General features: G+C 71.9%; 15 protein-coding genes and 2 pseudogenes. 10 read left to right on the forward strand and 7 right to left on the reverse strand.

Annotation, left to right across the window (positions count from 1 at the left end; translation table 11 throughout):
• Nucleotides 1-78: 78 nt before the first annotated feature.
• The 3 genes from IEY82_RS06215 to IEY82_RS06225 all read left to right on the forward strand — a co-directional run bounded on the left by IEY82_RS06215 (nucleotide 79) and on the right by IEY82_RS06225 (nucleotide 2,474).
• Nucleotides 79-1,425 carry a TrkH family potassium uptake protein gene (locus IEY82_RS06215; RefSeq protein WP_225262213.1) on the forward strand — a complete coding sequence of 449 codons (1,347 nt, stop codon included), beginning with the start codon at nucleotides 79-81 and terminating at the stop codon, nucleotides 1,423-1,425.
• Nucleotides 1,418-2,077, forward strand: a complete 660-nt coding sequence (locus IEY82_RS06220) for a potassium channel family protein (RefSeq protein ID WP_189122995.1) — start codon at nucleotides 1,418-1,420, stop codon at nucleotides 2,075-2,077. Before IEY82_RS06215 ends, IEY82_RS06220 begins: the two co-directional genes overlap by 8 nt.
• A gap of 109 nt (nucleotides 2,078-2,186) precedes the next feature.
• Nucleotides 2,187-2,474 (forward strand): HesB/IscA family protein, encoded by a 288-nt coding sequence (locus IEY82_RS06225; RefSeq protein WP_189122996.1) that lies wholly within the window; start codon nucleotides 2,187-2,189, stop codon nucleotides 2,472-2,474.
• 64 nt (nucleotides 2,475-2,538) lie between these two features.
• Here IEY82_RS06225 and IEY82_RS06230 read toward each other — a convergent pair whose 3' ends face one another.
• On the reverse strand, nucleotides 2,539-3,519 hold the full coding sequence (locus IEY82_RS06230; RefSeq protein WP_189122997.1) for an acetylxylan esterase: 981 nt from the start codon (nucleotides 3,517-3,519) through the stop codon (nucleotides 2,539-2,541).
• 50 nt (nucleotides 3,520-3,569) lie between these two features.
• Here IEY82_RS06230 and IEY82_RS06235 point away from each other — a divergent pair, with 50 nt between their 5' ends.
• From IEY82_RS06235 to IEY82_RS06245, 3 genes are all read left to right on the forward strand, one after another.
• Nucleotides 3,570-3,725 carry a hypothetical protein gene (locus IEY82_RS06235; RefSeq protein ID WP_189122998.1) on the forward strand — a complete coding sequence of 52 codons (156 nt, stop codon included), beginning with the start codon at nucleotides 3,570-3,572 and terminating at the stop codon, nucleotides 3,723-3,725.
• Nucleotides 3,726-3,764: 39 nt separating this feature from the next.
• Entirely contained in the window at nucleotides 3,765-5,126 is a 1,362-nt protein-coding gene (locus IEY82_RS06240) for an alpha/beta fold hydrolase (protein WP_189122999.1), read from the forward strand.
• A 156-nt stretch (nucleotides 5,127-5,282) separates the two neighbouring features.
• Nucleotides 5,283-5,897: a hypothetical protein gene (locus IEY82_RS06245; protein ID WP_225262211.1), complete on the forward strand. Its 615-nt coding sequence runs from the start codon at nucleotides 5,283-5,285 to the stop codon at nucleotides 5,895-5,897.
• Here IEY82_RS06245 and IEY82_RS06250 read toward each other — a convergent pair.
• From IEY82_RS06250 to IEY82_RS40105, 4 genes are read right to left on the reverse strand one after another with little or no spacing between them, the layout of a single operon-like run.
• Nucleotides 5,856-6,674, reverse strand: coding sequence for a MerR family transcriptional regulator (locus IEY82_RS06250; protein ID WP_189123000.1), 819 nt, complete (start codon nucleotides 6,672-6,674; stop codon nucleotides 5,856-5,858). The genes IEY82_RS06245 and IEY82_RS06250 overlap by 42 nt on opposite strands.
• 45 nt (nucleotides 6,675-6,719) lie before the next feature.
• Complete coding sequence (locus IEY82_RS06255) at nucleotides 6,720-7,481, reverse strand: ABC transporter permease (RefSeq protein ID WP_189123001.1); 762 nt, start codon at nucleotides 7,479-7,481, stop codon at nucleotides 6,720-6,722.
• 9 nt (nucleotides 7,482-7,490) lie between these two features.
• On the reverse strand, nucleotides 7,491-8,039 hold the full coding sequence (locus IEY82_RS40100; protein ID WP_308015924.1) for an ABC transporter ATP-binding protein: 549 nt from the start codon (nucleotides 8,037-8,039) through the stop codon (nucleotides 7,491-7,493).
• Nucleotides 7,955-8,338: an ATP-binding cassette domain-containing protein gene (locus IEY82_RS40105; RefSeq protein WP_308015914.1), complete on the reverse strand. Its 384-nt coding sequence runs from the start codon at nucleotides 8,336-8,338 to the stop codon at nucleotides 7,955-7,957. The genes IEY82_RS40100 and IEY82_RS40105 overlap by 85 nt, the downstream gene beginning before the upstream one ends.
• 166 nt (nucleotides 8,339-8,504) lie before the next feature.
• Here IEY82_RS40105 and IEY82_RS06265 point away from each other — a divergent pair, with 166 nt between their 5' ends.
• The 3 genes and pseudogenes from IEY82_RS06265 to IEY82_RS38905 all read left to right on the forward strand — a co-directional run.
• Nucleotides 8,505-9,518, forward strand: coding sequence for a hydroxyacid dehydrogenase (locus IEY82_RS06265; RefSeq protein ID WP_225262210.1), 1,014 nt, complete (start codon nucleotides 8,505-8,507; stop codon nucleotides 9,516-9,518).
• A gap of 113 nt (nucleotides 9,519-9,631) precedes the next feature.
• Nucleotides 9,632-10,652, forward strand: a pseudogene (locus tag IEY82_RS40250) (penicillin acylase family protein); the annotation flags it as partial.
• Nucleotides 10,653-10,724: 72 nt separating this feature from the next.
• Nucleotides 10,725-11,786: pseudogene (locus IEY82_RS38905) on the forward strand (penicillin acylase family protein); the annotation flags it as partial.
• A 52-nt stretch (nucleotides 11,787-11,838) separates the two neighbouring features.
• On the opposite strand, the gene IEY82_RS39795 reads toward IEY82_RS38905, so the two are convergent.
• On the reverse strand, nucleotides 11,839-11,964 hold the full coding sequence (locus IEY82_RS39795; RefSeq protein WP_268241125.1) for a hypothetical protein: 126 nt from the start codon (nucleotides 11,962-11,964) through the stop codon (nucleotides 11,839-11,841).
• Between the two features lie 86 nt (nucleotides 11,965-12,050).
• Between IEY82_RS39795 and IEY82_RS06280 the strand changes: the two genes are divergently transcribed.
• Nucleotides 12,051-12,254, forward strand: a complete 204-nt coding sequence (locus tag IEY82_RS06280) for a hypothetical protein (RefSeq protein ID WP_189123004.1) — start codon at nucleotides 12,051-12,053, stop codon at nucleotides 12,252-12,254.
• Between the two features lie 293 nt (nucleotides 12,255-12,547).
• Here the strand turns inward: IEY82_RS06280 and IEY82_RS06285 are convergent, their stop codons facing one another.
• Nucleotides 12,548-13,057 carry a methyltransferase family protein gene (locus tag IEY82_RS06285; protein ID WP_189123005.1) on the reverse strand — a complete coding sequence of 170 codons (510 nt, stop codon included), beginning with the start codon at nucleotides 13,055-13,057 and terminating at the stop codon, nucleotides 12,548-12,550.
• Nucleotides 13,058-13,079: the final 22 nt, after the last annotated feature.

The following is a 13,079-nucleotide window of genomic DNA, read 5'->3' on the forward strand; positions in this document are numbered from 1 at the left end:
GTGGGACTTCGGAGGCGTTCGTGACTCCCCTTGCAAGTGCTGAAGCCGTGTGACGGCTTGTCCGGAAGACCGCGCCGGGTGAGGTCATCTCGCCTCCTGTCCCGTTTCCACCATCCCACCCAGGTCATCGTGACCGGGTTCGGCGCCGCCGTGCTGCTGGGCACGCTGCTGCTGGCGCTGCCGGTGGCCACCACGACGGGTGAGTCCGCGGGCTGGCTGACCGCGCTGTTCACCGCCACGTCCGCCGTGTGCGTAACCGGCCTGGTGCTCGTGGACACCGAGGCGCACTGGTCGATGTTCGGCGAGATCGTCATCGCCGGGCTGTTCCAGGCCGGTGGCCTGGGCATCATGACCCTGGCCACCGTCTTCGCCGTGCTGGTCGCGGGCCGGCTCGGGCTGCGGGCCCGGCTCGCGGCGCAGGCCGAGACGCGCACGCTGAGCATGTCGGACGTGCGCCAGGTGCTGCGCAAGGTGCTCGTGTTCAGCCTGGTGTGCGAGAGCGTGACCGCGGTGGTGCTCACCGTCCGGTTCATGACGGGGTACGGCGAGCCGCTCGGCCGCGCCGCCTACCTCGGGGCCTTTCACGCGGTGTCGGCGTTCAACAACGCCGGGTTCGCCCTGTGGCCCGACAGCCTGATGCGGTTCGTCGCGGACCCGTGGATCTGCCTGACGATCGCGGCGGCCGTGATCGTCGGCGGGCTCGGCTTCCCCGTGGTGTTCGAGCTGGCCAGGTCGTGGCGGCGGCCCAGCCGCTGGTCGGTGCTGACCCGGATCACGGTGACCGTCACCGTGATCCTGATCGGCTCGGGGACGCTGGTGTTCCTCGGCGCCGAGTGGCACAACCCCAGGACGCTCGGGCCGCTCGACGACGGCGGCCGGCTGCTCGCCGCCTTCTTCGCCTCCGTCATGCCCCGTACGGCCGGCTTCAACAGCCTCGACATCACCGCGATGACCCCGTCCAGCTGGCTGGCCACGGACGTGCTGATGTTCATCGGGGGCGGCAGCGCGGGCTCGGCCGGCGGGATCAAGGTGACCACGTTCGGGCTGCTGGCGTTCGTCATCTGGGCCGAGCTGCGGGGCGAGAACCGGGTCAACGTCGGTCATCGCCGCGTCCCCGAGTCGGCCCAGCGCCAGGCGTTGTCGATCGCCGCGATCAGCGTGATCCTGGTGGCGGTGTCGACCTACGTGCTGCTCGTGCTGACCCCGCACAGCCTGGACCAGGTGCTGTTCGAGGTGATCGCGGCGTTCAGCACGGCGGGCCTGTCCACCGGCGTCACCGCCGAGTTGTCGCCGGCCGGGCACGTCCTGCTGCTGTTGCTCATGTTCGTGGGCCGGATCGGCCCGCTCACGCTCGGCTCCGCGCTGGCGTTGAAGGAGCGTCAGCGCCGCTACGAACTACCCGAGGAGCGGATCATCGTTGGCTGACAAGAGAAGCGACCCGGTCGTGGTGATCGGGATGGGCAGGTTCGGCACCTCGCTGGCGCTGGAGCTGGCCCGGCACGGCACCGAGGTGCTGGCCATCGACCACCGTCCCAAGGTGGTGCAGTCGCTGGCGGGGCAGATCACGCAGATCGCCGTCGCCGACGCCACCGACATGGAGGTGCTGCGCCAGCTCGGCGTGCCCGACTTCTACCGCGCGGTCGTGGCCATCGGCGGCGACCTGGAGGCCAGCATCCTCACCGCGTCGCTGCTGGTGGAGCTGGAGATCGACGACATCTGGGCCAAGGCGGTCAGCAAACAGCACGGCCGCATCCTCAGCCGGATCGGCGCCCACCACGTGGTGCTCCCCGAGCACGACATGGGCGAGCGGGTGGCGCACCTGGTGAGCGGGCGGATGCTCGACTACATGCAGGTCGACGCCAACTTCGCGCTGGCCAAGACGCGGCCGCCGAAGGACTACGTGGGCGCCCCGCTGGGTGAGTCCAACCTGCGCCGCAAGCACGGCATCACCGTCGTCGCGGTCAAGAGCCCCGACGAGGAGTTCACCTACGCCACGGCCGAGACGGAGCTCACGTACAACGACGTCATCATCGTGTCCGGCCGCACCGAGGACGTGGAACGCTTCGCCGAGCTGTAGGTCCTGCCCCCACGGGGATCCGGAAAGAAATCCGACCACAGATGGTTGGGTCCCCCTGAGGCGGGAAGGGCAGGCAATTCATGTACGTCGACCGTGAGGAGGAGCCGTAGTGCTCACCCTGACCGCCAACGCAGCCCAGGCCATCCGTGACCTGACCGCGTCCGCACCTGAGCCTGAGCAGGGCGGCATCCGCATCTCGTCGCAGGGAGAGGGCTCGGGTTCGCTCACCCTTTCGCTGGCGACGCAGCCGGAGCCCGCCGACGAAGTGGTCGAGACCGAAGGCGCCCGCGTCTATCTCGACCCTGTGGCCGCCACCGTCCTGGAGGACAAGTCCCTGGACGCCGGCGCCGACGACAAGGGGGCCGTGTCCTTCCTGGTGACCGACCAGAACGTCTGACCGCCGATCGCCGGGCCCGGTGCGGCGGGGGGCCGTGCCGGGCCGGCGGCGACCGGCTTCCGGATCAGCCGTCCGCGAGCAGCTCGCGCAGATGGCGCAGCTGCTTCTCGCGCTGGAATCCCGCCCCGCCCTCGTGGCCGTTCCACGGCCAGACCGTGATCTCCTTCGGCCCCTGCCAGTGGTTGTAGGCGCCGAAGACCGTCGACGGCGGGCACACGTCGTCCATCAGCGCCACCGAGTACAACGCGGGCACCCGGCCTCGGGCGGCGAAGTTGAGCCCGTCGAAGTAGGCCAGCGTGGCGAACACCCGCTCGGCGCCGTCCCTGCGCGAGGCCAGGAACCGCACGATCTCCTGGTACGGGTCGCGATCGGTGATCTCGACGGCCCGCCTGAAGTCGGTCAGGAAGGGCACATCGATGAGCGCCCCCTTGACCGAGGGGCGCAGCGCGGCCGTGGCCTGCGCGATGCCGCCGCCCTGGCTGCCGCCCGACACCACGATGCGCGCCGCGTCGACGGCCGGATGCGCGGCGGCCGCGTCGACCGCCCGGACCGCGTCGGTGAAGACCCGCCGGTAGTAATAGGTCTCGGGGTCGAGGATGCCGCGGGTCATCATGCCCGGCGCCTGGGCGTGGTCGCCGCCGTGGGGGTCGCCCGTCACGCCGGGATGCTGCGGGCTGGCGCCGCCGTGACCGCGCGTCTCCATGACGAACACCGCGTAGCCCGCGGCCGGCCAGAGCAGGTGGTCGTGCGGGAAGCCGCGGCCGCCGCTGTAGCCGATGTAGTGCATGACGCAGGGCAGCGGCCGATCGGCGCCGCGCGGGGTCAGGAACCAGCCGTTGACGCGGTGGCCGCCCCATCCGGCGAACGACACGTCGTACACGTCGACCGCGGCCAGCGGCAGGTCGTACGGGGTGAACGTGGCGGCCAGGTCGAACTCGCCCGCCTCGGCCAGGGTGCGTGACCAGAAGGCATCGAAGTCGGCGGGCTCGTCCCGTTCGGGACGGTAGGAACGGAGCCGCTCGATCGGCAGGTCGAAAAGCGCCACGACAAACTCCCAGTCAGTAGATGAATTGCTGATATTTCATCGCATGTCCGGTGCAGGTGCCATCCAGTGCTCTGAGGCGCCCGCTCAAGGCCGGCGCGTACATGACGCCCGACGGCGAGGTGGTCGACGCGTGCGTGTGGAGCGTGCGGGAGACCGTGCGGCGGGGCGGGCGGGTCACCCTGCGGTTGGGCCGCCCGCTGACGTGATATCGCCCCTCGGGGAGAGCTTTGTACTAGTTTCGCCGTGTGCGTGTTCTCGCCCGGTGGGTCGTCCGGCTGCTGACCGGGCTCGGGGTGCTGGCGCTGGCGCCGGTCCTGGGCCTGGCGGCGCTGGCCGGGACGGCGATGCTCGGCACCGGCCCGGACGTCTTCGCAGCGGCCGGGCTGGCCGTGTTCGGCGCGGTGTTCTTCGTCGGCCTGCTGCGCTGCGTGCCGCGGCCCCAGGTCGCCTGGGGGCGCTGGGCGCGCGCCGGGGCCGTCCTGGCCGTGGAGGCGCTGGTGGTCTGGCAGGTCACGTCCGCCCTCATCCACCCTCCCCCGCCGGACGCCGCGCCGTCCCGGGTGTCCGGGCAGAAGGAGTGGCGGCTGGACACGGGGTCCCGGCTGGCGTACGTGCGGGTGGCGCCCAAGCGGGTGACCCGGGCCGAGCCGGTCGTGTTCCTGCACGGCGGCCCCGGGCGGGCCGACCTGGCCCGCGACTCGGCCTTCTACGGCGGGCTCGCCGCCGACGGCTACCAGGTGTACGTCTACGACCAGCTCGGAGCCGGCCGGTCGGCGCGGCTGGCCGACCCGCGAGGCTACGGCCTGGAGCGTGACACGGCCGACCTGGAGGCGGCCCGCCGCGCCATCGGGGCCGAGCGGCTCGTCCTGATCGGCCACGGCCACGGGGCCCGGCTCGCCGCCGCCTACCTGGCCGCGCATCCGGACCGGGTGAGCCGGGTGGTCCTCACCGACCCGGCGAGCCTCGACTCCCCCGCCGCCGACCGGGCCACCGCCCTGCTCGGCTCGGCCGGGTCCGGGGCCGGGCCGCCCACGACGCGCATGCTCGCCGTCTACACGCTGCTGCGCGTCGATCCGGCCGCCGCGCACGCCTTCGCGGGGGACGACGAGCTGGACGCCCGGCTTCCCCGGCCCGCCGGTCCGCCCTGTCGCGCCGCCTCACCGGCACCTCGGGGATCGCGCCCGACGGCGACTCCGGCGCCGCCCGCGACCGCGCGCCCGGCCGCACGCCCGTCTTCGTCCTCGTCCTCGCCTTCGTCTTCGGCTCCGTCTTCGGATTCGCCCTCGCCCTCGTCTGCGGCCTCGCCACCGCCCGGCGAGCTCGGTGGGTACGCGCACCTGGCCGCGCGGCCCCTGCCCCGGGGCGTGCGGCCGGGTATCGCCGGGCTGTCCGTGCCCGCCCTGGTCGTCAAGGGCGGCTGCGACGAGCAGAACTGGTCGTCGGCCGTGGACTACCGGAAGGCGCTGCCCGGCGCGCGGCTCGTCCACCTGGACGCGGCCGGCCGGGACCGGCCGTACCTGAACGTCCTGCGATCGTTCCTGAGGGGCGAGCCGGTGCGGGAGTACACCGCCGACACCCCGCCGCCCGGCTATCGCGGCCCGCACTGACCGAGCCCGCCCGGACCGGACCCGCACCGCCCGGACCCGCACTGATCAGACCCGCACTGATCGGACCCGCACTGATCAGACCACTGACCAGACCCGCACCGGCCAGGGCGGCCGGGAGCCCGGGTCAGCCGGCGGAGGTGGCGATCTTTTGAAGCGGTGGGTGGCCCGCTGGTGTCCCGCCGCCGCGCCACGTTCGTCGGCGACGGCCGCCGGGCCCTGGAGACCTGCGCCGACCACGTGGTGGACGGCCTGGTGTTCGCGGTCAAGGCGATGGGCATCGTGCTGCCGATCGCGGGCTACTTCTTCATCGGCAACGCCGACTTCGCCGGCCGCATCATGGGCCTGCCGGAGGGAGCCCAGGCGCCCAACTTCCTGTTCGACCTGGTCAGCGGGGCCCAGCAGGGCATCCCGCAGAACGGCTTCCTGATGACGTTCGCGATCCTGATCGTGGGCATCATCACCGGCCTGGACGGCTCGGGCTTCTCGGGCCTGCCGCTGACCGGTTCGCTGTCCGGCGCGCTCGGCCCGGCCGTCGGGATGGACCCGGCGACGCTGGCCGCCGTGGGCCAGATGGGCGCCATCTGGTCCGGCGGCGGGGTGCTCGTCGCCTGGTCGTCGCTGATCGCGGTGGCCGGGTTCGCCCGGGTGCCGGTGCTGGACCTGGCCCGCAAGGCGTTCATCCCGGTGATGGCGGGGGTTCGTGGCGGCCGTCTTCGCGGTCGTCGTCTACTAGCCGGGTCGATGATCCGGCGCGGGCGCCGGTGCGTGTGACGCGTCCGCGGGCCGGCCGGGCGGCTGTGCCAGCCGCTCCGGCCGGGTCCAACCGGCCCAGCCACGCTCGCGCAGCAGGGCCAGCAGCCGCTCCGACCTCGGGTCGGCCTCGACGAGAAGGGCGTCGACCAGGTCGTACGCCAGATCGTCGGGCAGCAGCTCGCCGGAGGCGTGCGCCTGCTCGGCCAGGCCGGCCAGGATGTCGGCGATCTCCTCCAGACGCGGGTCGTCGCCTGTGCCGCTTTCCAGGAGCGCCGACCCGACCTGGTAGAGCCGAACGATGTGCGGGTCCTCGAGCTGCGCGAGTTTGCCGGGCATGATGTCGCGGACGTAGCCGGGCCAGCGGGCCGCGACCAGGATCCACCCGTCCCGCTCAGCCTCGACCATCCGCTCTGACGCGCCGATCTCCCGAAGCCGGTCCAGAAAGAAGGTCACCTCCGGCGGGAGCGCCAGACTGTCCCCGGTGGCGAGCCGCGCGATCTGCGCGCGGCTGGTCTCCAGCCGTTCGATCTCCTCGCGCAGACGGCCGTCGATCCTCCGGACCGCTTCGGCGAAGGCCGGCGGATCGGCGTCGAGCATCTGACCGATCTGGGACAGCGGCACGCCGGCGCCGGCGAGGCTGCGGATCTTGATGAGGGACACGACCGCCGTCGCGCCGTATCGCCGGTAGCCCGAGGCATCCCGCTCCGGCTCGGGCAGGAGGCCGATCTGGTGATAGTGCCGCACCGCCCGCACCGTGACACCCGCGTACGCCGCCAGTTGACCGATCGTCAGCATGCTCTGATTCTGCTCTCGACTCGCCCGGACCCGGTCGACGCCGGCTCAGGAGATCCTGCGCCGGTAGGTGAGGCCGGCGAAGAGGTAGGCCACGACGAGGATGCCGGCGCACCAGGCGAGGGCGGTCCAGACGTCGGCGCCGACCGGCCGCTGGGCGAGCAGGTCGCGGATGGCGTTGACGATGGAGGTCACCGGCTGGTGTTCGGCGAAGGCGCGCAGCGGGCCGGGCATGGTGTCGGTGGGGACGAAGGCCGAGCTGATGAACGGCAGGAAGATGAGCGGGTAGGAGAACGCGCTCGCGCCGTCCACGCTCTTCGCGGTGAGGCCGGGGATGACGGCGATCCAGGTCAAGGCCAGGATGAACAGGATGAGGATGCCGGCGACCGCGAGCCAGGCCGGCACTCCGGCGCCCGAGCGGAAGCCGATGAGCAGGGCGGCGAGCACGACGAGCGCGAGCGAGATCAGGTTGGCGGCCAGTGAGGTCAGCACGTGCGCCCACAGGACGGACGAGCGGGCGATCGGCATGGACTGGAATCTCTCGAAGATCCCGCCCTGCATGTCGGTGAAGAGGCGTAACGCGGTGTAGGCGATGCCCGAGGCGATCGTGATGACCAGGATGCCGGGCAGCAGGTAGTTCACGTACGAGACCGTCCCGGTGTCGATCGCGCCGCCGAACACGTAGACGAACAGCAGCAGCATGGCGATCGGCGTGATCGCGGTCGTGATGATGGTGTCCAGGCTGCGTGTGACGTGGCGCAGGGTCCGTCCGGTGAGGACGGCGGTGTCACCCAGGAAACGCGTGGCCATTGTCGTTCCTCACTTCTCGGTCGACCGGATTTCGTGGTGTGTGCGGCCCCTGCCGGCGGCACCGTCCGTGTCGCCTTCGCCGGCATGGCCGACGACCGCGAAGAAGACGTCTTCGAGGGAGGGCTGCTTCTCGACGTACTCCGCCTTGGCGGGCGGCAGCAGCCCTCTGAGCTCGGCCAGGGTGCCGTTGACGATGATCCGGCCCTGGTGGAGGATCGCGATCCGGTCGGCGAGGTGTTCCGCCTCCTCCAGGTGCTGGGTGGTGAGCAGCACGGTCGTGCCGCCCTCGGCGAGCTCCTTGACGGCCCGCCACACCTCGACGCGCGCCTCGGGGTCCAGCCCGGCCGTCGGCTCGTCGAGGAAGATGACCGGCGGACTCCCGGCGAGACTCATCGCGAGGTCCAGGCGGCGGCGCATGCCACCGGAGTACGTCGCCACCCTCCGGGCGCCCGCCTCGGTCAGCGAGAAGCGCCTCAGCAGGTCGTCCGCGACCGCGCCAGGGTCCTCGACATGCCACAGTCTGGCGACCAGGACGAGGTTCTCCCGCCCGCTGAGGATCCCGTCGACCGCCCGAACTGCCCGGTGAGACTGATGGACCCGCGTACGCCGGCGGCCTGCGTCACGACATCGAAGCCGTTCACGCGGGCGGTCCCCGCGTCGGCCCTGAGCAGCGTGGACAGGATCCTCACCACCGTGGTCTTGCCCGCCCCGTTCGAGCCGAGCAGGGCGAAGACGCTGCCCCGCGCCACCTCGAAGTCCACGCCGCGCAGCACCCGCAGCTCCTTGTACGCCTTCTCCAGGCCCCGCGCGTGGATCGCCGGCCCCTGAACCTCATCGGTTGTCGGAAGGATGCTCATGACGGCCAGCATGGAGGGTTGACGCAGCGTCATGGTCAAGCCCCCGGCGCGGATTCGACGCGGCCACCCGAACGGAGGCCACGGCCGGCGACGGCGGTCCCGGGCAGGACGCCGAGAGTACGGTGGTGCCCGGAGTCCCCGCATTCGGCCCCAGGAGTTCATCGCGGTGAAGAACCGGCCCGAGGTGCTCGTCGTCATGGCGGGCGAGACGTACCAGCAGCTGTTCGACGAGCCTCGCCGGGACCGGCTCACGCGGCTGGCGGCGGTGCGTGACCCGGTCCAGGTGGCCGAGCTCGGCTCGGCGGCGGCGCGCGAGCGGCTGGCCGAGGCCGAGGTGCTCATCACCGGATGGGGCTGCCCGCCTGTGACGGCGGAGGTGCTGGCCCGCGCGCCGCGGCTGCGGGCGGTCCTGCACGCGGCCGGCAGCGTCAAGGGGCACGTCACGTCCGCCTGCTGGGACCGGGGCCTCATCGTGACGTCGGCGGCGGCGGCCAACGCGATCCCCGTCGCCGAGTACACGCTGGCGGCCGTGCTGATGGCCGGCAAGCGCGCCCACCGCTTCGCCGCGCTCTACACCGGCCACCCGGGCGTCTGGGGGCCGTGGCGCGACTCGCCGCCGAACCCGTCCAACTACCGGCGCACCGTCGGCATCGTCGGCCTGTCCCGCGTGGGCAGGAGGGTCGCCGAGCTGCTCCGCCCGTTCGACGTCCGCGTGCTCGCCACCGATCCGTACGCCTCGGCCGCCGACGCGTCGGCTCTGGGCGTCACGCTGGTGGGGCTGGAGACGCTCCTCGGCGGCAGCGACACCGTCACCCTGCACGCTCCAGAACTGCCGGAGACGCGCCATCTGCTGGACGGCGGGCGGCTGGCCCTGCTGCCGGACGGCGCGACCGTGATCAACACCGCCCGCGGCAGCCTGGTCGACACCGCCGCGCTGACCGCCGAGTGCGCCGCCGGGCGGCTGGACGCGGTCCTCGACGTCACCGACCCGGAGCCGCTGCCCGCCGGCTCGCCGCTGTACACGCTGCCCAACGTCGTGCTGACCCCGCACATCGCGGGCGCGATGGGCACCGAGACGCACCGGCTGGCCGACGCCGCGCTCGACGAGCTGGAGAGCTTCGCCGGCGGGCTCCCGCAGCGGCACCCGGTCGGCGGCGGCGACCTGGCCCGCATCGCCTGACGGCGCCCGCGCCCCGGGCCGGCCACCGGCTGTGGCCGATCAGCCCAACCACCGGCGGCCCGTTGGGCTGATTCGACGATGCACCGCCGGGGGCGCGGACGGACACTCGCGGCATGATCAGACGCCTGTTAGGCGCGCTGGCCCTGGTGGCGGTGGGCGTGGTGGCACCCGCCTCGACCGCCCAGGCCACGGGCTACACCGCGACCATCCGCTACACCGAGTACGGCGTGCCGCACATCACGGCCACCGGCTACGGCGACGCCGGATTCGGCCAGGGCTACGCCATGGCCAAGGACAACCTCTGCACCCTCGCCAACGGGTACGTGACCGTGCGCGGCGAGCGGTCGCTGTTCTTCGGCCCCGACGGCGACGCGTCCGGCGTGAACTCCGAGCCGCTGCGCGTGCCCGCCTCCAACGTCTACTCCACGGCGAGCAAGAACATCGACAGTGACGTCTTCTTCCGCGGCCTGTTCGCCACCGGGAAGCTGGAGGAACTGCTGGCCAAGCCGTACCCGCTGGGCCCCAGGGCCGAGGTGCGGGAGATCATCCGGGGCTACGTCGCCGGCTACAACAAGCTGCTCTCGCAGGGCGGTGTCACGGACGCGCGGTGCGCCGGCAAGCCGTGGCTGGGGCCGATCACCGAGAACGACGCCTGGAAGTTCGTCTACGCGCGGCTCATGTACGGCGGCCTCGGCCAGTCGGCGGCGGGCATCGCGCGGGCCGACGCGGCACGCGGCACCTCGACCGAGCAGACGACCGAGCAGGAGGCCGTCGCCGCCGCCCAGAAGATGGTCTCCGAGCGGCAACTCGGCAGCAACGCGGTCGCCGCCGGCTCCGCCCTGTCGGCGAACGGCCGCGGCCTGCTGCTGGGCAACCCGCACTTCCCCTGGCACGACGGCCTGCGCTTCTGGCAGTCGCACCTGACCATCCCCGGCACGCTCGACGTGTCGGGCGGCTCGCTGCTCGGCCTGCCGGGCGTTCAGATCGGCTACACCTCCGGCGTGGCCTGGAGCCACACGGTGAGCGCGGCCTACCCGTTCGTCGTCCACAACCTCAAGACCGTGCCCGGCTCGCCCACCTCCTACCTGGTCGACGGGCGGATCGAGCAGATGACCAGCCGGTCCTTCGCGGTGCCCGTGCTGGGCGGCGGCGCCGTGACCCGCAGGCTCTGGTACAGCCGCTACGGGCCGGTCACCACCCAGGTGGGGCCGCTGCCGCTGCCGTGGGGCGCGATGCTGGCCTTCTCCGTCGCCGACGCCAACCTCGACAACCTGCGGGCGGTCGTGCGTGCCGGGCGACGACCCGGACGCCCTGGTGCCGGGCACGTTCGGCCCGGCCAACCAGCCGTCGAAGACGGTCCGGACGTACGTGCAGAACTCCAACGACAGCCCGTGGCTGGTCAACCACCACGCCTCCGACTGGTTCACCACCCTGCCCCGGGCCATGGTGAAGACGAACATCGCGCAGGACCTGCGCACCAGGCACGGGCTGACGGCGATCCCGGCCCTGGGCGCCTCGCTGACCCGGGCGTCGATGGAGGGGCTGGTCTTCTCCAACAGGTCGCACGCCGCCACCCTGACCCTCGCCGACACGGTCGCGATGTGCCGCAGCATGCCGCTGGGCTTCGCCCCGTCCGACGCCGGCCCGATCGCGGTGGGCGACTCCTGCGACGTGCTGGCGAACTGGGACGGGCGCAACGACGTCAACAGCCGCGGGGCGCTGCTGTTCCAGCGCTTCTGGGAGCGGGCCACGCTCGGCGCGACCCTGGTCGAGCAGGCCACGAAGAACCCGTGGAAGAACCCGTTCACGGCCACCGACCCGATCGGCACCCCCAACGGCATGGCGGCGGCGGCCGGGCACCGCATCGACTTCGGCAACGCCCTGCGGGACCTGGCGTCGGCCGGGATCGCGTACAACGCCAGGTTCGGCGACCACCACTACGCCACGCGCAACGGCACCCGGATCCCGATCCACGGCGGCGGCTCGACCGGCGGCATCTACAACGTGAACATCGCCCAGTGGGACCCGGCCAAGGGCTACACCGAGATGCTGCACGGCTCCAGCTACGTCCAGGCGGTGTCGTTCGACGGCGACGCCTGCCCTGACGTGCGCGGGTTCCTGACGTACTCGCAGTCGGAGAACCCGAACTCGCCGCACTACGCGGACCAGACCGTGGAGTTCTCCGCCAAGCGCTGGATCACGCAGCGCTTCTGCGAGGCCGACATCCTGGCCTCACCGGCCCTCACGACCGTGACCGTCACCGGCTGACCCGGCCGGGGGCCGGAGCCGTGCCACCTCCGGCCCCTTGCGGCACGGCTGGTCAGTCCTTGTTGAGGACGTACGCCCGCGCCGGGTCGATGGTGACCGTGACATTGGTGCCCTCGGCGGGGAACCGGGACACGACTCGGAACAACCTGCCTGGGAGGGATGCTGATGTGATCTCCATGTCGCCTCGCAGCGAACATATCAGCACACTTCACCCAGCCAGCGGAACCTGAGACCGACGCAGGTCGTGGACCTACACCCTTAGGTATGAGTGTCATGCGTGAAGAGCTACATGACCTGGTGGACCGCCTGCCGGAGTCGGAGCTGCGGCCCGCGCTGGAACTGATCCGTGGGCGCCTGGACGATTCCGTTACCGCAGAGCGTGATCTTCCGTTCTTCGCATCGTTTGAGGCCGAGTCGACCCTCGCTGAGCGGCATGAGGAGATTCTCCGTTCAGAGCTGGGGCGCTGACGTGCTCCTATGCGACACGGGTGTCCTTCTTGCTGCGGGCAACATCAAGGACCAGCATCACCACGCCTGCCTAAAGCTACTTCGCCATGCAGAGGGACCACTGCTCGTGCCGTCTCCCGTGATGGGTGAGGTCGGTTATCTGCTCGAATCGCGCGTTGGCCCGCAGGCAGAGGTGACGGACCCGCGTGCACTTTCAGCGCCGAAGTGCACGCGGGTCCGTCACCTGCCTGCTCGCCCACGCTGGAGCCGTCTATGACGGCTGATGCTGGAGCCTGCCGTAGCCGAAGCCGCTGCTATCCGCCGACGCGTGGGTGGATCGTGGGCCACCAGCCGGGCACGGCCGCGCGGTAGCGCTCGTAGTCGGCGCCGAATCTGCGGCGCAGCGCCGGCTCCTCGTAGAAGCGGGCGAACAGCACCACGGGCACCGCCACGGCCACGGCGTAGAGCAGCAGCCTCCCGTCGCCGAACAGCATGGCCTGCCCGACGACGCAGCCGAGGACCGCCACGTACATCGGGTTGCGCACATATCTGTAGAGGCCGCCGACGACGAGCCGTTCGGGCGGCGCGATCGGGACAGGCGTGCCAAGGCCCTCGACCACGAACCGGGCGAACGCGTGGACCAGCACCGCCAGCCCCGCGACCACGAGCAGCGTCCCCAGCACGCGCAGCGGGACCATGACCCAGGACGCGAACGGCTCACGCGCCTGCCAGCCCGAGACCCACCACGGGCCGAGAAAGGCGGCAGTGCCGGGGGCGGCGGCGAAGAAGGCGGCGCTCACCACGGCCGCGGGTGTCCTGCGCATGACCGCACCTCCCGGCGCATAA

It is taken from the genome of Nonomuraea cavernae, assembly GCF_014646355.1.
Taxonomy (GTDB): domain Bacteria; phylum Actinomycetota; class Actinomycetes; order Streptosporangiales; family Streptosporangiaceae; genus Nonomuraea; species Nonomuraea cavernae.

What these genes read in the sequence shown, in the direction of transcription:
- IEY82_RS06285 (WP_189123005.1), bottom strand. Translation starts at nt 13,057, where the DNA reads ATGCGCAGGACACCCGCGGCCGTGGTGAGCGCCGCCTTCTTCGCCGCC.
- IEY82_RS06250 (WP_189123000.1), bottom strand. Translation starts at nt 6,674, where the DNA reads ATGCTGACGATCGGTCAACTGGCGGCGTACGCGGGTGTCACGGTGCGG.
- IEY82_RS06280 (WP_189123004.1), top strand. Translation starts at nt 12,051, where the DNA reads ATGAGTGTCATGCGTGAAGAGCTACATGACCTGGTGGACCGCCTGCCG.
- IEY82_RS06255 (WP_189123001.1), bottom strand. Translation starts at nt 7,481, where the DNA reads ATGGCCACGCGTTTCCTGGGTGACACCGCCGTCCTCACCGGACGGACC.
- IEY82_RS40105 (WP_308015914.1), bottom strand. Translation starts at nt 8,338, where the DNA reads ATGAGCATCCTTCCGACAACCGATGAGGTTCAGGGGCCGGCGATCCAC.
- IEY82_RS39795 (WP_268241125.1), bottom strand. Translation starts at nt 11,964, where the DNA reads ATGGAGATCACATCAGCATCCCTCCCAGGCAGGTTGTTCCGAGTCGTG.